Source organism: Streptomyces sp. NPDC059455 (assembly GCF_042750115.1).
In the GTDB taxonomy this organism is placed as follows: domain Bacteria; phylum Actinomycetota; class Actinomycetes; order Streptomycetales; family Streptomycetaceae; genus Streptomyces; species Streptomyces endocoffeicus.
In genome coordinates, this window is sequence record NZ_JBHYVB010000006.1 from 41,674 (window position 1) to 60,940 (window position 19,267).

Consider the following 19,267-nt stretch of genomic DNA (forward strand, 5'->3'; position numbering starts at 1 on the left):
CAGCCGCGAGCGGGTGTTCGGGACCCGGCTCAGTGTGGAGCCGGATGGCAGAGGCCGATGGTCCGGGTTGACCGGGCGGTGTCGCCGAACATTCGGTCCACCGACTGCGGAGAGGCCGGATGGCCGTAATAGACGAGTCCCAAGCACTGATCGACGAGCCTCAAGCGCTGATCGACCCGCTGCTCGCACCCGCCGAGCAGGAGCCCGCGGTACCGCTCGCCCTGTTCCCCGGACGCGGCGCCCGCCCCGAGCGCACCCTCATGGACGTCCTCGGAGAGACGGCCCGTCGCCACCCGAACGCCCCTGCCGTCGACGACGGTACGGGGGCACTCAGCTACCGTGCGCTCCTCGCCGAGGTGGAGAGGGTGCGGCTGCGGCTGGTCGAGGCGGGCCTTGGGGTCGGTGACCGGGTGGGCATCCGCGTCCCGTCCGGGACCGCCGACCTGTACATCGGGATCCTTGCCGTGCTGGCCGCCGGCGCGGCCTATGTGCCGGTGGACGCGGAGGACCCGGACGAGCGGGCCGAGCTGGTCTTCTCCGAGGCCGGGGTGAGCGTGGTCCTCGGCGACGGGCTCGAGATGACGGTGCGCGCCGAGCCGCACGGCGTTCCCGGTCGCCCGGGGCTCGGCGACGACGCGTGGATCATCTTTACCTCCGGATCGACGGGCAAGCCCAAGGGCGTCGCCGTCACCCACCGCAGCGCGGCCGCGTTCGTGGACGCCGAGGCCGGGCTGTTCCTGGCCGATGAGCCCATGGGACCGGGCGACCGGGTGCTGGCCGGCCTGTCGGTGGCCTTCGACGCGTCTTGCGAGGAGATGTGGCTTGCCTGGCGCAGCGGCGCCTGCCTGGTGCCGGCGCCCCGGTCGCTGGTGCGCACGGGCGTCGACCTCGGCCCCTGGCTGGTCGAGCAGGAGATCACCGTGGTCTCCACGGTCCCCACGCTGGCGGCGCTGTGGCCGGTGGAGGCGCTGGACGACGTACGGCTGCTGATCTTCGGCGGTGAGGCGTGCCCGCCGGAACTGGCCGAGCGGATGGCGGTCGAGGGCCGCGAGGTGTGGAACACCTACGGTCCGACCGAGGCCACCGTCGTCGCGTGCGCCGCGCAGCTGACCGGCGAGGGCCCGGTGCGGATCGGGCTGCCGCTGGACGGCTGGGAGCTGGCGGTCGTGGACTCCCGGGGCGAGGTCGTACCCATGGGCGAGGTCGGCGAGCTGGTGATCGGCGGGGTCGGGCTGGCCCGGTATCTCGACCCGGCGAAGGACGCCGAGAAGTACGCCCCGCTGCCGTCGCTGGGCTGGTCGCGGGCGTACCGCAGCGGCGACCTGGTGCGCGCCGAGGAGGAGGGGCTGCTGTTCGTCGGCCGGGCCGACGAACAGGTCAAGCTGGGCGGCCGCCGCATCGAGCTGGGCGAGGTGGACGCCGCGCTCCAGGCGCTGCCGGGGGTCGCGGGCGCGGCGGCCGCGGTACGGAAGACCAAGGCGGGCCACCAGCTGCTGGTGGGGTACGTCGTAGCCGAGGAAGAGAGCGGCTTCGACCAGGCGGACGCGCTGGACCGGCTGCGGACGGTGCTGCCCGCCGCGCTGGTGCCACTTCTCGCGGTGGTCGGCACGCTGCCCACCCGTACCTCCGGCAAGGTGGACCGGGCCGCGCTGCCCTGGCCGCTGCCCGGGGTCGGCACGGCCGGTCCGGCGGACGAGCTGACCGAGACCGAGAGCTGGCTCGCCGAGCTGTGGGGCGAGGTGCTGGGCACCCCGGCGACCGGGCCGGACGCCGACTTCTTCGCGGCGGGCGGCGGCAGCCTCGCCGCCGCCCAGCTCGTCTCGCGGATCCGGGACCGCTACCCCAGCGGCTCGGTCAGCGACATCTACCAGAACCCGCGGCTGGGCGCGCTCGCCCGGACGCTGGAGGCGTCGGGCGGCGAGACGGCGGTCCCGCGCACCGTACGGCCCGTACCCGGGCGTTCCGGTGTCGCGCAGACGCTGCTGATGCTGCCGCTGCTGACGGTCGCCGGGCTGCGCTGGGGCGTGGCCGCGGCCGCGGTCATCAACGTGCTGAACCTCTGCGGTGCCGCCCCTTACACGCCCACCGTCTCCTGGTGGTGGATCCTGCTCGGCTGGCTGTTCTGCGTCTCGCCGCCCGGCCGGATCGCGATCGCCGCGGGTGGTGCGCGGCTGCTGCTGCGGGGTCTGAAGCCGGGGGTGTACCCGCGCGGCGGCGGCGTCCATCTGCGGCTGTGGACGGCCGAGCGGCTGGCCGAACTGAGCGGTGCCACCGGCCTGTCCGGCAGCTGGCTCACCCACTACGCCAGGGCGCTGGGCGTGCGCGTCGGCGACGATGTCGATCTGCACGCGCTGCCGCCGGTGACCGGGATGCTCAAGCTCGGCAAGGGCAGCGCGGTGGAGCCCGAGGTCGATCTGTCCGGTCACTGGCTGGACGGCGACCGGCTGCGGATCGGCCGGATCCGGATCGGCGCGGGCGCCACGGTCGGCGCCCGCAGCACGCTCTTCCCCGGCGCCCGGATCGGCAAGCGCGCCGAGATCGCCCCGGGGTCCGGGGTGACCGGTGCGGTGCCCGCGGGGCGCCGCTGGGCGGGCGTGCCGGCGGCCAAGTCCGGTAAGGCGGCGCACCGTCGGCCCGAGGGCCGGCCGGCCCGCACCCGCCGCTGGGCGTTCGTGTACGGGCTCACCTCGCTGGGGCTGACCCTGTTGCCCGCACTGGCGCTGCTGCCCGCGCTCGCCGTCATCACGCTGTTCGTGCGGGGCACCCGCGACGCGGGCACGGCGCTGCTCCACGCGCTGGCCGCCGTGCCGCTTGCGACGGTGGCCGGGATGGTCTGCTACGCGCTGTTTGTCCTGGCCGGGGTGCGGACACTCGGCCTCGGCCTGCGCGCGGGCCATCACCCCGTCCACGGGCGGATCGCCTGGCAGGCATGGGCCACCGAGCGGTTGATGGACATGGCGCGGGTGCATCTGTTCCCGCTGTACGCCAGCCTGTTCACCCCGGTGTGGCTGCGGGCGCTCGGAATGAAGGTCGGGCGCGGGGTCGAGGCGTCCACCGTGCTGGCCCTGCCGTCGATGACCACCGTCGGCGACGGCGCGTTCCTCGCCGACGACACCATGGTCGCCTCCTACGAACTGGGCGGCGGCCGGCTGCGGATCGCGGAGTCGCGGGTCGGCAAGATGGCGTTCCTCGGCAACTCGGGGATGGCCGTGGGCGGCAGTTCGGTGCCCAAGCGCGGTCTGGTCGGCGTGCTGTCCGCCGCGCCCAGGGGTGCCAAGGCGGGCAGCTCGTGGCTCGGGATGCCGCCGATGAAGCTGCCACGGGCGGCCGAGGAGGGCGACCAGAGCCGTACGTACCGTCCGGCGCGGCGGCTGAAGTGGGCCCGCGGCGCGGTCGAGCTGTGCCGGATCGTCCCCGTGATGGGTGGTGCGGCGCTCGCGGTGCTGATGCTGGCCGCCTTCGGGACGGTCGCCACACGGTGGGGGTACTTCGCGGCCATGGCGGCCGGCGGGGTGCTGCTGCTCGCGGGCGGTCTGGTCGCGTGCGCCGTGGCGATGCTGGCCAAGTGGCTGCTGATGGGCCGGTTCAGGGCAGCCGAACGCCCGCTGTGGAGCTCGTTCGTGTGGCGCAACGAGCTGGCGGACACCTTCGTGGAGGTGCTGGCCGTACCGTGGCTGGTCGGGGCCGTGTCCGGTACGCCGCTGATGAACTGGTGGCTGCGGGGCCTCGGCGCGCGCATCGGGCGCGGGGTGTGGTGCGAGACGTACTGGCTGCCGGAGGCCGATCTGGTACGGATCGGCTCGGGCGCGAGCGTGAACCGGGGGTGTGTGGTGCAGACTCATCTCTTCCACGACCGGATCATGCGCATGGACCAGGTGGTGCTGGAGGAGGGCGCCACCCTGGGCCCGCACGGCATCGTACTGCCGGGCGCCACGGTCGGCGCGTGTGCCACGGTGGGTCCGGCGTCGCTGGTGATGCGCGGCGAGACACTGCCCGCGGGCACGTGGTGGCTCGGCAACCCGATCGCGGCGTGGAAGCCGGAGAAGGCACAGGACATGCGGAAGACGGAGGGTACGGCGAAGTGAGCAGGGGCAAGAGCGGCCGGGCGCAGGCCGCGCCCGGCGGCGGCGCCGGGGCGGCCCGGTCCGGGGACTCCTATCTGCCCGAGCACGGCAACGGCGGCTACCGGGTGACCCATTACGACCTGGAGCTGACCTACCGTCCGAACACCGGCCGGCTCTCGGGCCGCGCGCGGATCTCGGCGGTCGCCGAACCGGGCGGCGAGCCGGTCGCCGATCCGGGCGCCGCCGGCGAGCCGCTGTCCGGGTTCAGCCTCGACCTCGGCGCGTTCCGGGTCGACGGGGTGCTGGTCGACGGGGCCCGCGCGGCCCGCTACACCCACCGGGCGGACAAGCTGCGTATCCGCCCGGCGCGCCCGCTGCCCGCCGGGGCCCCGTTCACCGTGGAGGTGCGGTACGTCGGGGTGCCCCGGCCGGTGAAGACCCGGCATTGGGGCGACCTGGGCTGGGAGCAGTTGGAGGACGGGGCGCTGGTGGCGGGCCAGCCGATCGGTGCGCCGTCCTGGTTCCCGTGCAATGACCACCCGGCCGACAAGGCGTCGTACCGGATCGAGGTGACCGCGCCGTCGCCGTACGCGGTGGTCGCCCCCGGGACCCTGGACTCGCGCACGGTCAGCGCCTCCACCACGACCTGGGTGTACGAGCACGTGGCGCCGATGTCCACCTATCTCGCCACCGTCCAGATCGGCCTGTACGACCTGGTCGAGCTGACCGACGCGGCCGTGAGCCCGGTGCCCCAGCGGGCGGCGGTACCGCCGCGGCTGCGCGACCGCTTCGACCACGACTTCGCCCGCCAGCCCCGGATGATGGCCGCCTTCGAGGACCTCTTCGGCCCGTATCCGTTCGACGAGTACGCCGTGGTACTGACGGACGACGAGCTGGAGGTGCCGGTCGAGGCACAGACGCTCTCCATCTTCGGCGCCAACCATGTCGACGGGCACCGCGGCTGTGAACGGCTGGTCGCCCATGAGCTGGCCCACCAGTGGTTCGGCAACAGCCTGACCGTCGCCGACTGGCGCCACATCTGGCTGAACGAGGGCTTCGCCAAATATGCCGAGTGGCTGTGGTCGGAAGTCTCCGGCGGCGTCCCCGCCGCCGTCATCGCGGCCCGCACCAGGGCCAGGCTGGCGGATCAGCCGCAGAACCTGCTGGTCGCGGACCCGGGCATGCCGCGGATGTTCGACGACCGGGTCTACCAGCGGGGCGCACTGACGCTGCACGCGCTCCGTACGGTCCTCGGCGACGACACCTTCTTCGCGGTGCTGCGGGAATGGACGGCCACGTACCGCCACGCCACCGTCACCACCGAGGAGTTCACCGCTCTCGCCCGGCGCCGCGCCGCACAGCCTCTGGACGCGCTGTTCACCGCCTGGCTCCACGCCCCGCGGCTGCCGGAACTCCCCGGCCCCAGCTGATCGGCCGCGGCGCGTACGACGGGTTCACAGGCCGAATCGTGTTCGGAAGAACCGGTCGATGTCGCGGCGGTCGGCGGCCGGCGCGGGCAGCGTTTCCGTGTGGGGTGCGCGCAGGCCGTCGAGGAGCACTCCGAGGTGGCGAGCCGCGAGATCCGCGGAGGGTTCGTCCGCCCCGTCGTCGGGGATCCGCGGTGGGATTGAGTTCAGCATCAGGACGAGGTCGAACACCGTCACGTCCTCGCGCAGGAGCCCTTCGTCCTGGGCCCGCGCCACGAGGGCGTCGAAGTCGGCCAGTAGGGCGCCGCGGGCCGCCTTGAGTTCGGGTCCCGGTTCCGTCGGGCGTCTCCGGGAGATCGGGAACATCTGGCTGCTGCGGAGCTGCGCCATGTGACGCATCACCCGGGTGAAGACCGCCCAGGTGTCCGGTTCCTCCGCCGAAGCCCGCTCGATCTCGGCGGACGCCTCCGCCATGACGTCGACCGCGACGTGCTCGACGAGGGCGCTCTTGTTCGGGAAGTGCCGGTAGATGGTCCCCATGCCTACCCCTGAGCGGCGGGCGACCTCCTCGATCGACACCTCATATCCGCGGTCGGCGAAGACGGTACGTGCCGCCCGCAGGATCAGGCGGATGTTCTCGCGGGCGTCGGCACGCATCGGGCGGTCGCCAGGGGGAGGTGCGGGTGGGTTCATCGCTCCTGATGTCAGCCTTCCGCATAACCGGAAATTGAATTTCCGCTTAGCCGTGCGTGCCTGAGGAGGCCCCCGCGTGTCCGCATCGCCCGCTCCCCACTCCGATTTCCCCGCGGCCTTCCGAGGCGCCTCGCTGCGGCCCGGCGACCACGGGTACGAGGCGGCACGCGTGCTGTATCAGGGCCGCGCCGCCGACGAAGGCCCCGCGCTGATCGCACGGTGCGTCGACGAGGACGACGTGGCGACCGTCCTGCGCTACGCCTCCGGCCGCGGCATTCCCGTGGCCGTACGCGGAGGCGGGCACGGCTCGGACGGGCACGCGATGCCCGGCGGCGCGCTCGTCGTCGACCCGGTCGGGTCGGCGGCGGCGACGGTGAGCAGAAGCCGGGCTTCCGCGGTCAGGCCGGTCAGCCTGGTGTGGAAACCATGCTCGATCCGGGTCGGTACGGAGGACACATCGGGCGGTACGAAGCCCCCGGCCCGTGGCGGTTCGAGCAGCGCCAGCGGACTGCCTTGGGCCTCCGCGATCAGCCGGTCACGCACCTGGTCGTCCAGCGGGAGCGGGCTGCGCGTCGTCAGCAGAATCTTGGCGTCCTCGTCGTTCAGGCCGCGGATGACCAGTCCCGGTAGCTCATCGAACTCGTTCGCCCCGTGCCCCGGCCGAGCCGCGGACAGCATCGCGATGGGATCGGTCGTGACCCGGCGGGCGAGGAAGAGCGTGACCCGCAACGACGCAGCAAGGCATCGTGATGCCGGTGCGGCAGATCGGCCAGGTGCCGCAGCAGCGGCACGCACAGCTGATGCAATCCGGAGTACGGCAGATGTTGCTCGAATTCCGAGCCGGTGGCGCGAATGATTCGGAAGGCTGGCGTCGCATGCGCCGCATATGTCAGCAACGCGCTTTTGCCGATGCCCGCCTCGCCTCTGAGAGCCAGCGCGCCACCCCGGCCCGAGACTGCCCTGCCGGTCAACTCGTCAATGTGGCGCTTCTCGTCGGGCCTGCCGATGAAAAGACCAGGTCGAGCGACAATGGCAACATGCCGAAGACTGTAGTTGATCGGCAAACCATCGGCATGGCATGCCTGAAGCGTCGGCGCGCTGGGCGCGACACGACCGGCGGGCGAGGGATGGGACGGGTAGTGGTTGCCGACGCGAACGGGCATGCGGTAGGCGCATCGTGATGCGGGGAACGGCCGGTCCGATCCCTTCGGCTACACGCGGGGGAATTGCATTTGAGTAAATCACTCCTTAACGAGGATGCATTTGCTGTTAAGGAATGGGTTCTCTAGCCTTTTCGCATGAACCTCATCATTCTCGCGGCCTCCGGCAGGACCGGACTCGCAATCACCCGGCGGGCGTTGGGACGCGGTCACACCGTCACCGCGATTGCGCGCGATCCCGAGCGCATACCGCTTCCCGGCTCTGCCGTTCTGCATAAAGTGGCGGGCAATGTGAACGATCCCGCGAGTATCGCGGCCGTCATCAACACGGATTCCGTTGTCCTTTCCGCCCTCGGTGCCGACCAGGCCGGAGTTCTGCTCGCCGGCGCCAAGGCGGTTGTCTCCGCCGGACCACGACGCATCATCTGGCTCGGCGCGTACGGCACAGGCAAATCCGCCGAGGTGGCGGGGGAGGCGGCGAGCGTTATCCCGAAGCTGCTGGGCGACCGGCTCCCGGACAAGATCGCGGCGGACGACACCGTGCTCGCGGCCGGGGGCACGGTCTTCCATGCCGGGGTGCTCGCCGACGGACCGGAAAGCCCGGAATGGCGCACGGTTGGTCTGGAGGCCGGCCCTCCGTTCGACCTCGCGGCCACGGTCACCCGTGAGTCCGTGGCCGCGGCCATGCTCGCTGAGGCGGAGGAGCCACGCTTCCCCGGCACGGTGGCCCTGCCGCTGGCCAACTAGCTGGTGACGATCTCCGCGAGAGCGGCCCGTACCTGATCACGAAGCCAGGCATGGGCGATGTCGGAGTCATAGCGCTGGTGCCAGTTGCAGTGGATCGCCGCCGCTGGGAACTCGACTGGTAGCGGCCGGGTGATCAGCCTGAACGCTTCGACGAGTGGGCGGCTCAGCGTCTCCGTGGTAGTGACCAGCGCGTCACCACGGCTGGCAACATGCAGGGCCGTGGGGAGGGCCGCCACCGCCGCGACCACCCGGCGGCGCAATCCTTCGGCGGCCAGCATGTCGTCGATCGGCGCGGTGAGACGGCCACGCCGGGAGACGAGCACATGTGGCCATGACGCGTACGAGCGCAGATCAAGGCCGTCGGCACACGGGTGGCCTGGACGCATCGCCACGACGAGGGGGTCATGGCCGAGGATTTCGGACCGGAACTCGGGCAGGCTCGGCCGCCCTCCGCCGAGTTCCAGGTCGGTGCGGCCATGCCGCAGGTCGTCGGTGTCGGCGGAGGTCTCTGCCAGCATCCGTAACGTCACTCCGGGGGCCCGCTCCTGGATCCTGCCGACCAATATGGGCGCCAGCGACGCGGCGAGCGCGTCATGGTACTGGAGCGTGAAGGTACGGTCCAGTTCGCCAAGATCCAGTTCGCGGCTCGGGGAGAGTACCTCGTGGCCCTGCCTGACCAGCCGGTGGACGTCCTCCCGGACCGCCACCGCATAGGGCGTGGGGGTCATGGTCTGCCCCGTGCGCACCAGGATGTCGTCGCCAGTCAGCCTTCGAAGCCGACCGAGCGTGCGGCTGACCGCAGGTGACGACAGATTCAGCCGCTCAGCCGCGCCCATGACGCTGCCCTCCTCCAGCAGGGCATCAAGCACGGTTAGCAGATTCAAATCTACTTGCACGTCAGTAAACCTACCCAACATGAAGTTGTAGCAAAGTTAATCAGGGAGACGTCATGATAGAGCCTGGCAACGAGCTGCTCGCGGCCGCCACGGCCGCCGTCCGCCGCGCCGGCGCCCGGTTGATGAAGCGCTATTCCACGGAGACGCGCCAGTCCGGGCTCACCGAGCTTCTGGCGGACGCCCGCGAGAACGACGCGGCCGTAGTCGACACATTGCGGCCGGCATTGGCTGAGATCCTGCCGAGCGCGGGCTGGCTCAACGACGAACACGGATCTGGCCCGCTGGACACGGGCGAGTGGTGGCTCATCGACCCGGTCGGCGGCAACATCAACGCGATACACGGCCTGGCCGACTGGAACATCGGCGTAAGCCTCGTCCGCGATGGGCGCCCGGTGCTGGCGGTGGTCTACGTTCCGCTGCTCGACGAGATGTTCACGGCCACGGCGGGCGACGGGGCGTTCCTCAACGGCGTACCGCTCCGGGTTTCCGCCAAGAGGTCGCTGGACGGCGCCCTGGTCGGCACCGGCCAGGCGAAGCCCGGCCAGAACGCCGAAGTCGCGGAGCGGATGGGCTCTTCCTTCACCGCGATGATGAAGGCGGCCATCTACGTACGGATCTCCGTCCCTGTGACCCACCAGCTCGCCCAAGTCGCCGCAGGCCGAATGGACCTGCACTGGCAGTTCGACAATGTGCGCTCCCATGTGGCCGGTGTGTTGCTGGTCCAGGAGGCCGGCGGCATCGTCACTGACCTCGATGGCAAGCCGTGGCAGCTGACCAGCGAGAGCTACATCGCCGCCGCACCGGGCGTACACGCCGCCGCGCTCGCGGTTCTCACCGCCTGACCAAAGGCCGGGCAGGGAGTGAACCGTGCCGGGCGACGTCGGCGTTGTGTGGCGAGCCGGGCGCGGTCGGATCGACGTTCCGCGAGGACAACCGGCGTCCTTGACGCTGGACGCGCTGGCGCACGCCGTGGAGCGCTCGTGAGGTTTACAAGGTCGCCCGGGGCGCGGTGGCTGCCCGAGTGGGTTCCGGGGGGCTGTCCAGGGACGTGCGGAACGTCTCTCGGACCCGGGTGAGGGCCATCAAGCCGACCGCGCAGCCGATGATGACGTAGACCGACACGCTGTAGATCGATCCGGTACCCGCGTACAGGGAAGCGGCGATGGCTCCCGCCGGGGCACCGAATATCACCGAGGACATCTGGTAGCTCATCGAGGCGCCGCTGTAGCGCACTTCGGTGGGGAAGAGTTCGGCGAGGTAGCCGGACTGCACCGCGAAAGTGGCCGCGTGGCAGATGCTCCAGCCGAGCGTCACCGCGACGACGACACCGATCAGCGACCCGGTTGACATGAGCCAGTAGAACGGCAGGGCCAGGATGAGCCAGCCGAAACCACCGATGGCGTACACGGGTTTCCGCCCGATCCTGTCGGACAGCAGGCTGAAGGCGATGTAGGTGGGGATGCTCAACAGCGAGCCCACCATGCCGGCGATCAACACCCAGGAGGCGGGCTTGCCGAGGGTATCCGTGACATAGGTGCCGAAGTACGAGTTCAACCCGTAGGAGCCGACGGCGAACGGTGCTTGCATCACGATGCTCAACACCAGCACCTTCCAGTGGTCGCGCAACAGCGCGCCGAGCGGGAAGGAGCCGTGACTTTCGCCGCGGGCCTTGGAGGCGGTGAAGACCGGGGAATCCATGACCCTCAGCCGAACCCGCCGGACGTCGCCCGAGCCACCTCAGATGTGGGCCGCCAGCGCGCTGAGCAGGGCTTTCCTCTTCCGGCGCTGGTGCATTCGTTCCAGCTGGACTTCCGGGTGCTGTGGGAGGCGTTCGTCGAGGAGGGCCGGAAACGGGGCCTCGCCGGTGACCCGGGGTTCCTCGACGGTCTGCTGTTGGTCTGGGAGGCGACGGACACCAACAGCGTCGAGGTCGTCGACGCCTACCACCGCGCGGAACGCGATCTCACCAGCCATCGCCTGCAGGTCCGCAGCCGCGCCTTCGAACGCCTGGTGCTGGAGGGCGAGCGGGACACCGCCGTCGTGGCCGATGCCTCGGCCAAGCTCGGCATTCCGGCCGATGCCCCCCTGGTGGTCCTCGTGGCCGAGGGAGTCCCCACCAGTGACCGATCCCTTGCCGACTGTCACCAGGCGCTGCGGCGGGCCAATCTCCCCTATCACTTCGGTTACCTCGGCGACGAGCTGCTCGGGGTGATCAACCGGGGCCGGCGCTCCAGCGAGGCCGTCCACGACCACCTCACCCCACTGGGGGCCTGGAGGTGCGGCACCGTCGACGTCGACGGCTTGGTGAGTACGCCTCGCGGCGTACGGCTGGCACGCGCTGCGATCCGAAGCGATGCCGTCCCCGGGCTGCGCCCCATCCGGCGCCACTGGATCGGCGCGATCATGTCGGGGGACGAGGAGCTCACCGGTGTCATGGCCCGCGATGTGCTCGCTCCGCTGATGGCGGCGCGTGATCACGAAAGCCTGATCGAGACGCTGCGGCACTACCTCGCGTTCGGCTCCGTCACGGAAGTCGCCGACCGTACGTACCGGCACCGCAATACGGTGCGCAACCGGCTCCAAGCCGTCGAGCACGCGACGGGGCTGAGCCTGGCGGTGCCCGCGGACGCGGTTCTGCTGGCCATGGCCACGGAGTGGCTCAAGACCACCACGGGGCAGAACTATCTGCGGCAGCGGGGCGCCTTGGGCTGAAGACATCGGCGGCGGAGTCGGCGCTGTTCCCGGATCTTCTGTTGACCACCGGGCCGCTTCCTCGATTGTTGGTTAGGGTGTCCGCGGGGCGGTTACGGTCGCTTGTGGGTGGGTCGGACACGACGGGGGGGCTCGCGTTGGATCGCCTGGCCGGAACGGAACTGGAAGTCGGCCCAACCCAGTTCGTGCTCGACGGGTTTGTCATCTTGCTCGGTCCGGCCTCGCGGCCGGGCGCGGTGGGCGTGTGACCGGCCGCCCGCCGCCCGCGGTGCTGCCCCGGTCGCTGCGCGCGTGGCTCGGGCCGATCGCGGCCCTCGCCGCGCTGATGGTCGGCGTGCTCGGGGTCCTGTACGCCGGTCACAGCGAGCCCGGCGGGGTGGACAGATGGATCATCCAGCCGACGGCGGACAGTGTGCGGCCGCCCTGGAGGCGCGTCGCGCTGGCCATGGACTTCTTGGGGGAACCCGCCGGAGCGGCGATGCTGATCGTGGTCGCTGTGACGGGCTGCCTGCTGCTTCGGCGTCCTCGCGCGGCGGTGCTCGTCGTTGCCGGCGCCGCCATGACCGTGGGGACGGCGACGCTGCTCAAGCATCTGGTGGGACGCACCATCCACGGCGACGGCAACCTGTCCTATCCGAGCGGGCACACCGCCTTCTTCACCGCACTCGCCCTCATCGGGGCGCTGCTCGCGACCGGCCGGTTCGGCCTCGGCGGGACGGCCGGCACATCACTCGTGCTCGCCGCGGCGCTCGTGGCCGGCGCCGCCATGGGCTGGGCGCAGGTCGCCCTGGGCGCGCACTATCCGACCGACGTCCTCGGCGGCTGGTGCAGCGCGCTTGCGGTGATACCGGCGACCGCGTGGCTGGTCGACCGGATGGCTGACCGGCTGGTCGATCGGATGGCCGACGCCCGTCGGCCAGAACGTCGCTGACGTTACGTCAGATCACGTCACATCACGCCAGGCGACGGAATACGGGCTTCACCGGTCGTCCGGCCAGCCAGGGGGTGGGGTCAGCGGCGTCCAGCGCCTTCCGGTAATCCGCACACGCCTGGGCCACCACGTCCACGGTGTGCTCGATGTCGGCGTCGCTGAGCGCGCTGCTCACCACGAACGACGGGGCCAGCACCCCGCCCGCGAGGAGCCGGCGCAGGAACAGGGTGCGGTACCGCTGTGACGGCTGCCCGTTCTCGTCGAGGGTGGCGAACACCAGGTTGCTGGCCCGGCCCCGGACGACGATGTGGTCACCGACGCCCATACTCGCCGCGGCGCCGCGGACACCGGCGGCCAACCGCTCGCCGAGGGCGTGCAGCCGCGCGGTGACGCCCTCTTCGGCGTAGATGGTCTGCACGGCCATCGCGGCGGCCAGCGAGTGCGTTTCCGCGCCGTGCGTGGTGGACAGCAGGAACACCCGGTCGCCGGAGTGCCGCAAGCCCCCCAGCTCCATCAGATCGCGGCGCCCGGCCAGCGCGGAGACGGCGCATCCGTTGCCCAGGGCCTTGCCGAACGTGGAGAGGTCGGGGACGACGCCGTACAGGCCCTGGGCGCCCGCCTCGGACCAGCGGAAGCCGGTGATCATCTCATCGAAGATCAGTACGCAGCCGTACCGGTCGGCCAGCTCGCGCAGGCCCTGGAGGTACCCGGGCGGCGGCTCGGTGTGGGTGGCGGGTTCGAGGATCAGACAGGCGACCTCGTCCCGGTGCCGGGTGAGCAGCTCCTCCGTGGCGGCCAGATCCCCGTAGGGGAACGCCACGGTGAGCTCGTTGGTCGCCGCCGGAACACCGGCGGACATCGGCGTGGTGCCGATGAACCAGTCGTCGACGGAGAAGAACGGATGGTCGGCGCAGATGGCCACCCGCGGGCGCCCGGTGGCCGCGCGGGCGAGGCGCACCGCGGCGGTGGTGGCGTCGGAGCCGTTCTTCGCGAACTTCACCATCTCGGCGGTCTCCACCGTGGCCAGGAAGCGTTCCGCGGCTTCGGCCTCCACGATGGACGGCCGGACGAAGTTGCTGCCGCGGTCGAGTTCCCGCCGCACCGCCTCGTTCACCCGTGGGTGGGCGTGGCCGAGGCTGACCGACCGCAGACCGGAGCCGTACTCGACATAGCGGTTGCGGTCGATGTCCCACACGTGGGCACCGCGGCCGTGGCTGATGACCGGGGCCAGGTTCTCGGGGTACTGGTCGTCGCCCTTGGCGTAGGTGTGCGCGCCCCCGGGGATCATGGCGTGCAGCCGCTCGTTCGCCAGCCGCGACCGGGGTAGGAGGAACTCTTCGGTGGCCAAGCAGACTTCACCCTTCCTTGTGCTTCAGGACCTCGGCGAGGCTCGGCGCCTCCCGGTCCCGCTGGGACATCAATGGTTCCGGCAACGGCCAGGGAATGGCGAGCTCCGGGTCGTCGTAGGCGATCGTCACATCCTCGGCCGGATCGTGCGGGCGGTCGATCCGGTACGAGGTGTCAGCGGTTTCGGTCAGCGCCTGGAAGCCGTGCGCGCACCCCGCCGGGATGTACAGGGTCGCCTGCGTCTCGCCGGACAGTTCGAAGAAGGCCCGGCCCAGGTACGTCGGCGAGTCCGGCCGCAGGTCCACGACGACGTCGAAGATCCTCCCGTACGAGCACCGCACCAGCTTGGCCTCGCCGGCGCCGGAGCGCAGATGCAGGCCGCGCAGCACGCCCCGGACCGAGCGGGACACGCTGTCCTGGACGAAGGCGTGCGGATCGAGGCCCACCGAGCGGACCACGTCGACGTCGAAGGTGCGGCAGAAGAAGCCGCGCTCGTCGGCGTACGGCGTCGGCTCGAACAGGAACGCGCCCGCGATCTCCGGGACTTCGGTCGCTTTCACGGTGCCTCCCGAAGGGCGTGGGCCTGGGCGGACGCGGGGAACACGGCCGCGGTCAGGGCGGTGAACTGGTGCTCCAGGTCCCGGGCCGCGGCCTGGTTCCGCTCGGTGAGCGTCCGCCGCAGCTCGGCGGAGTGCTTCTCCAACGCCCGGAACTGCTCGAGGAGTTGGTCGGCGTCGACCTCGCGGGCCGGGTGGCAGTACGCGCCGAGGCCCATCCGGGCCATGAGCGCGTCGCTCTTCGTCGCGTAGCTGAGGGCGAGCACAGGTGTGCCGGTCTTCAGCGCGCAGATCAGGTTGTGGTAGCGGACCGCCACGACGGTGTCGGCCGCGACCATTTCCTTCATCAGGTCGTCCAGTGAGGCCGGTTCGGCGGCGGTGACCAGCGGCGAGTCCACCGCGTCGAGGATCGCGGCGACCACCGTCGCGTCGCAGGTGTCGCCGGTGAGCAGCCGGACCGGCCTGCCGTCCTCGACGAGTGCCCGCACGAACCGGATCGTCCCGTCGAGGTAGCGCCGGTATATCTCGTCGGCTCGGGCGCGGTCGTCGTTGCCGCCGTGGAAGTCCATGACGCCGACGCAGACCGGGCCCGGCGAGCCCGAGGGCGCGCTCGCCCGCGGTGTCGGCAGGGAGAACGCGAGGTCCGGGTAGACCTCGTCGCGCGCGGTGTCCACGCCCATCGCCCGCATCGCGTCGCGGGACTGGGCGTCCCGGTACGACCGGTACGTGGCCAGCCGCGCCGACCAGCGCACCAGGGCCCGGGTCGGCCGGTTGCCGATCTCGGCGGCGCCGACGCTGACCAGCGCGACCCGGGTGCGCAGCAGCCGGCCGCTCGCGCAGAGCAGGAACAGCGAGTACGGGAAGCCCCAGGGCCGCAGCGGCAGTGTGGCCTCCAGGACGCCCATGCCCGGCACGATCACCACGTCGTGCCGGCGCACCCAGGCGGCGGTGCGGAACACGTCGACGAGTTTGCCCAGACCCTTCCCCGCGATCGCGCCCGCACGGGACGCGGTCCGGTACTCCCCGCGGTACCAGTGCAGCCGCGTCGCGGGGATCCCGAACCGGGCCGTCACGGCCTCGGGTCCGCCGCACAGCGCGTCCACGACCGCCGCCGGGTGCTCGGCGCGGAGGTACCCGAGGACGGCCTCGAGCGACCCGTCGTTGCCGAGGTTGCCGGACCCGAGCAGGCCGAACACCCCCACACGTGTCGCCGTCTTCATGCCCGCCTCCCTTCACGTCCGGCGACGAGGGCGTCGACGGAGACGGTGAGCAGGGCCGGGTCGACCGGGGCGCGGTCCTCGACCCGCTCACCGGCGCCCGGCCGGACCCGGCTGGTCATCCACGCGGCCAGGTGGCGGTAGCACGCGCGCCGGTCGGCCGCGGACAACGGGGCCCGCCGGATCGCCGAGGCGAAGCCCCAGACGTACTCGGCGAGCAGCCGGGGCGTCGGGTGCAGCGGGCCGGCCCGGCGCGGGTCCAGGTTGACGCACCGGGCGCGCTTGGAGGGGTTCGCCCGCTCGGCGCGGGTGGGGTGGTCGCGGCGGAAGTACAGCAGCTCCGGCACCTGGTGGAAGCGCCCGTGCAGGGCGATCTCGGCGACGAACGTGCGGTCCGCGTGGTGGTAGCTGTCCATCGGCTTCACCCGGCGCAGCGCATCGGCCCGGATCACCCCGTAGAAGTCGTCACCGCCGGGCTCGAACAGCATGCTGCGGAAGCGCTCCGCCGGATGCGGTGAGCCGGTGGCGAGGGTGTACTCGTACGGGACCTTCACCTGGCCGTCGCCGTCGATGACCGCCTGGTCGGCGTGCGCGAGGATCACGTCCGGCCGCTCGTCCAGCGCCTGGACGCAAGCCCGCAGCAGATCGCGGGCGTAGAGGTCGTCGTGCGAGGCCCACTTGAACAGCTCACCGCGGCACTCGGCGAACACCCGGTTGTGGTTCGGCGTGGCGCCGATGTTCCGGGGCAGTCGGAGGTACCGGATGCGCGCGTCCCGCGCGGCGTACTTGCGGCAGATGTCCTCGGTCCCGTCGGTCGAGGCGTTGTCGGAGATGACCAGTTCGAAGTCCTCGTAGGTCTGGCCGAGCAGGGCGTCGAGCGATTCGGCCAGGTACTCCTCGCCGTTGTAGACGGGCAGGCCGATGCTCAGCCTGGGTTGCGCGGTCATGAAGTCCTCACTTCGGGAAGGGAGTTGAGGTGGTGCTCGCGCAGGGCGGACCGCAGTTGCAGCCACCACACGGCCGAGCCGCTGACGGTCGCGGCGGCGACGCCCCAGGCCGAGCCGGCCGTGCCGGCGACGGCCGCCCCGCCGAGCCCGCCGCCGACATAGCAAGCGGAGGCGAACAGCTGGCAGCGCAGGCTGCGCCGGGCCGCGCCGAGCGCGCGCAGCCCGGCCGCCGCGCCGGTGCCGAGGCCCGCTCCCGCGACGCTGAGGGTGATCTGCACGATGAGCTCCGAGGAGGAGTGCCAGACGCCGCCGAGCACGGACTCGCCGAGCCGGTCCGGCATCAGCAGCAGCGCCGAGCCCCAGAGCAGCGCTCCGGTGGCCTGCCCGCCGCCGAGGAGGAGGCAGAACCTGCCCAGTTGACGCGGGGCCTGCCGCAGCACCCGTGCCGCCTCCGGGACGGTGACCAGCGAAAGGCCCATCAGCACGGCGAGGAACGGGCCGAGCAGGAGCTCGGCGCCGCGCACCGCGCCCACCGCGCCGACCCCGACGATCGCGCCGAGCCCGTACGCCCGCAGCTGGCTCGCGCCGCTGAGGCAGGTGTTCTCGACCAGGTACCGGTAGCCGAGATCGCGCTGCTCGCGAAGCCACCCGCGTGCCTCGGTCACCCGGGGCCGGATGCCGGACTGGAGGTAGCCGTACCCCGCCGCCACCGTGGCGGACGCGCCCCAGGCGAGCAGATACGCGGCCACGCTGCCCACGCGGGCCGCCACGATCATGGCCGGGACGAGCGCGACGCCCCATACGACGTCGTTGAGACACGCCTTCCGCCCGGCGCCGGCGGCGAAGAACGAGAACCGCCAGGCGTCCTGCAGCAGCAGCCCCGGCAGCATGACGCCGAGGCAGGCGAACGCGGGCCCCACGCGGCCGCCGAGGGCCGGCCCGGCCACCAGACACGCCGCGCCGATGGCCGCACCCACGCCGAGTGCGGTACCCGTCGACCGGGCCACCGCCGCGCGCCAGGACGTGTCCGACACGCCGCTGAAGCGCACCACGAGCGGGTCGGTGGCCAGCCCGCGGGAGATGTTGAGCACCACGCCGTAGGTCACCCAGGCCAGGCTGAACACGCCGAACGCGGTCAGCCCCAGCGAGCGGGCCACATAGATGCCCACCACGAAGTTGGACATGCTGGAGGCCGCCTGGTCGGCCAGTCCCCAGGACAGCCGGCCGACGAGGGCCCGCTTGGCGGATCCGGCCGGTGGCGCCGCTGTCTGCGGATTCCCCCCCTCGGTGGGCATCGCCGTCATGCCTTGATCAGCCCGGCGCCGTGCAGGGCGCCGGCCGCGTCGGCGACGGTGTCGAACGGCAGCCCGGACCGCTCGGCGACGTCCAGCAGACTGTGCTCGCCGTCGGAGAGGTTGAGCACCCAGAGCATGGCCATCTGGGCCTGCTTCGCGTCGCTGCGGCCGCCGAGCGAGTCGTACAACCCACGTCGGCCCAGCTGTGGTTCGCCGTAGGGGCTGAGGTTGAGGTAGCGCCGGTTGCGGTCAAGGACGGCGAACGCCTCGCGGCAGACGGCGAGCGTGTCCGCCATCGCCTCCGGGGAGACGAAATCCAGGTTGTCCGCCGAGGTGTGATACTCGGGGTAGCCCGCGTACGGGGTCCGGGTGAGCGAGCCGACGCCGAGATCGAACCCGGGCGAGCAGTACTGCCGCTCGTCGTAGCCGTACGGGGTGAACTCGGTGACGCGGTGCGGGCGTTCGGAGGCGGTCAGCACGTGCCGCAGCACCCGGTCGATCTCCGCGTCGCCGCGCCTGCTCTGTTTGTACGTGAGGTGGCCCCGATCACCGGCGCAGGCCAGCACGAGGCCGTGCTTGACCCGGTCGATCCGCTCCGCGTTGCGGGCCAGCCAGGTGATCGCCCCGATGGTGCCGGGCGCGTAGATGAACCGGTAGGTGTAGTACGGCGTCCGCTCGGCCAGCGCCCGCGCCAGGAACGTCGCCACGGCGATACCGGCCAGGTTGTCGTTGGCCAGCGACGGGTGGCAGACATGGCAGGAGACGATCACCTCGTCGGCGACCTGTCCGGGGACGATGTGCTCGGCGTAGGTGAGATGGCCATCGGTGAGTGTGGAGTCGATGCGCACCTCGTACTCGCCGTCCGGCAGCGCGTCCAAGATGTCCTGGGCCAGGCAGAAGCCCCACTCCGGCTTGTAGTAGCTGGTGCGGTACGGCACCCAGGACGGGTGGTCCGGCAGGGTGTGCAGGTGCTGGCGCAGCTCGGAGAGCCGCATGGTCGCCGACACCGGCACGCTGTAGCCGAGCACGTGGAGGCTGGACGCGGCGAAGTCGACGACCCGGTGGCCGGCCGTGTCGGCGATGTACGCGTCCCGGATGTTCCACTCCTGCGGCACCGTCCAGTCGAGCACCTGGGTCCCGGTCGGCACCTCGTGCACCTGCAGCGGGACGTACTCGCCGACGATCTCCAGGGTGGCGCGCACACCGTCGCCGGTGATGCTCCGGCACAGCGGGTACAGCCGCTCCACCAGTGCCTGCATCTCCTCACCGACCGT

At 71.5% G+C, this 19,267-nt stretch carries 16 protein-coding genes and 1 pseudogene; 7 read left to right on the forward strand and 10 right to left on the reverse strand.

The window, feature by feature from the left end; translation table 11 throughout:
* Positions 1 to 119 precede the first annotated feature (119 nt).
* On the forward strand, positions 120 to 4,085 hold the full coding sequence (locus tag ACFXB5_RS03515; RefSeq protein WP_385201934.1) for a Pls/PosA family non-ribosomal peptide synthetase: 3,966 nt from the start codon (positions 120 to 122) through the stop codon (positions 4,083 to 4,085).
* On the forward strand, positions 4,082 to 5,494 hold the full coding sequence (locus ACFXB5_RS03520; protein WP_385201935.1) for a M1 family metallopeptidase: 1,413 nt from the start codon (positions 4,082 to 4,084) through the stop codon (positions 5,492 to 5,494). Before ACFXB5_RS03515 ends, ACFXB5_RS03520 begins: the two co-directional genes overlap by 4 nt.
* Before the next feature lie 24 nt (positions 5,495 to 5,518).
* Here ACFXB5_RS03520 and ACFXB5_RS03525 read toward each other — a convergent pair whose 3' ends face one another.
* A complete protein-coding gene (locus ACFXB5_RS03525; protein WP_385201936.1) occupies positions 5,519 to 6,148 on the reverse strand; it encodes a TetR/AcrR family transcriptional regulator in 630 nt (209 codons plus the stop codon).
* A gap of 274 nt (positions 6,149 to 6,422) precedes the next feature.
* Here ACFXB5_RS03525 and ACFXB5_RS03530 point away from each other — a divergent pair, with 274 nt between their 5' ends.
* Positions 6,423 to 7,040, forward strand: coding sequence for a hypothetical protein (locus tag ACFXB5_RS03530; protein ID WP_385202053.1), 618 nt, complete (start codon positions 6,423 to 6,425; stop codon positions 7,038 to 7,040).
* Here ACFXB5_RS03530 and ACFXB5_RS03535 read toward each other — a convergent pair.
* A pseudogene (locus ACFXB5_RS03535) lies at positions 6,967 to 7,347 on the reverse strand (AAA family ATPase); the annotation flags it as partial. The gene ACFXB5_RS03530 and the pseudogene ACFXB5_RS03535 overlap by 74 nt on opposite strands.
* 135 nt (positions 7,348 to 7,482) lie before the next feature.
* On the opposite strand from ACFXB5_RS03535, the gene ACFXB5_RS03540 reads away from it, so the two are divergent.
* On the forward strand, positions 7,483 to 8,091 hold the full coding sequence (locus tag ACFXB5_RS03540) for an NAD(P)-dependent oxidoreductase (protein WP_385201938.1): 609 nt from the start codon (positions 7,483 to 7,485) through the stop codon (positions 8,089 to 8,091).
* Here ACFXB5_RS03540 and ACFXB5_RS03545 read toward each other — a convergent pair.
* Entirely contained in the window at positions 8,088 to 8,987 is a 900-nt protein-coding gene (locus ACFXB5_RS03545) for a LysR family transcriptional regulator (RefSeq protein WP_385201940.1), read from the reverse strand. The genes ACFXB5_RS03540 and ACFXB5_RS03545 overlap by 4 nt on opposite strands.
* Positions 8,988 to 9,040: 53 nt before the next feature.
* On the opposite strand from ACFXB5_RS03545, the gene ACFXB5_RS03550 reads away from it, so the two are divergent.
* Positions 9,041 to 9,829: an inositol monophosphatase family protein gene (locus ACFXB5_RS03550; protein ID WP_385201942.1), complete on the forward strand. Its 789-nt coding sequence runs from the start codon at positions 9,041 to 9,043 to the stop codon at positions 9,827 to 9,829.
* Positions 9,830 to 9,974: 145 nt separating this feature from the next.
* Here the strand turns inward: ACFXB5_RS03550 and ACFXB5_RS03555 are convergent, their stop codons facing one another.
* The gene (locus ACFXB5_RS03555; protein ID WP_385201944.1) at positions 9,975 to 10,685 is read right to left on the reverse strand and encodes an MFS transporter; all 711 of its coding nucleotides are present in this window, start codon (positions 10,683 to 10,685) and stop codon (positions 9,975 to 9,977) included.
* Between the two features lie 90 nt (positions 10,686 to 10,775).
* Between ACFXB5_RS03555 and ACFXB5_RS03560 the strand changes: the two genes are divergently transcribed.
* Positions 10,776 to 11,699 carry a PucR family transcriptional regulator gene (locus ACFXB5_RS03560; protein ID WP_385201945.1) on the forward strand — a complete coding sequence of 308 codons (924 nt, stop codon included), beginning with the start codon at positions 10,776 to 10,778 and terminating at the stop codon, positions 11,697 to 11,699.
* 244 nt (positions 11,700 to 11,943) lie between these two features.
* On the forward strand, positions 11,944 to 12,630 hold the full coding sequence (locus ACFXB5_RS03565) for a phosphatase PAP2 family protein (protein ID WP_385201947.1): 687 nt from the start codon (positions 11,944 to 11,946) through the stop codon (positions 12,628 to 12,630).
* A 22-nt stretch (positions 12,631 to 12,652) separates the two neighbouring features.
* Here the strand turns inward: ACFXB5_RS03565 and ACFXB5_RS03570 are convergent, their stop codons facing one another.
* From ACFXB5_RS03570 to ACFXB5_RS03595, 6 genes are read right to left on the reverse strand one after another with little or no spacing between them, the layout of a single operon-like run.
* The gene (locus ACFXB5_RS03570; protein ID WP_385201949.1) at positions 12,653 to 13,978 is read right to left on the reverse strand and encodes a glutamate-1-semialdehyde 2,1-aminomutase; all 1,326 of its coding nucleotides are present in this window, start codon (positions 13,976 to 13,978) and stop codon (positions 12,653 to 12,655) included.
* A 7-nt stretch (positions 13,979 to 13,985) separates the two neighbouring features.
* The gene (rfbC, locus tag ACFXB5_RS03575) at positions 13,986 to 14,537 is read right to left on the reverse strand and encodes a dTDP-4-dehydrorhamnose 3,5-epimerase (protein WP_385201951.1); all 552 of its coding nucleotides are present in this window, start codon (positions 14,535 to 14,537) and stop codon (positions 13,986 to 13,988) included.
* The gene (locus ACFXB5_RS03580; protein WP_385201953.1) at positions 14,534 to 15,754 is read right to left on the reverse strand and encodes a polysaccharide pyruvyl transferase family protein; all 1,221 of its coding nucleotides are present in this window, start codon (positions 15,752 to 15,754) and stop codon (positions 14,534 to 14,536) included. The genes rfbC and ACFXB5_RS03580 overlap by 4 nt, the downstream gene beginning before the upstream one ends.
* Positions 15,751 to 16,698 (reverse strand): glycosyltransferase family 2 protein, encoded by a 948-nt coding sequence (locus ACFXB5_RS03585; RefSeq protein WP_385201955.1) that lies wholly within the window; start codon positions 16,696 to 16,698, stop codon positions 15,751 to 15,753. Before ACFXB5_RS03585 ends, ACFXB5_RS03580 begins: the two co-directional genes overlap by 4 nt.
* Entirely contained in the window at positions 16,695 to 18,002 is a 1,308-nt protein-coding gene (locus tag ACFXB5_RS03590; RefSeq protein ID WP_385201956.1) for a hypothetical protein, read from the reverse strand. Before ACFXB5_RS03590 ends, ACFXB5_RS03585 begins: the two co-directional genes overlap by 4 nt.
* Positions 17,999 to 19,252: a DUF4910 domain-containing protein gene (locus ACFXB5_RS03595; RefSeq protein WP_385202055.1), complete on the reverse strand. Its 1,254-nt coding sequence runs from the start codon at positions 19,250 to 19,252 to the stop codon at positions 17,999 to 18,001. Before ACFXB5_RS03595 ends, ACFXB5_RS03590 begins: the two co-directional genes overlap by 4 nt.
* Between the last annotated feature and the right edge of the window lie 15 nt (positions 19,253 to 19,267).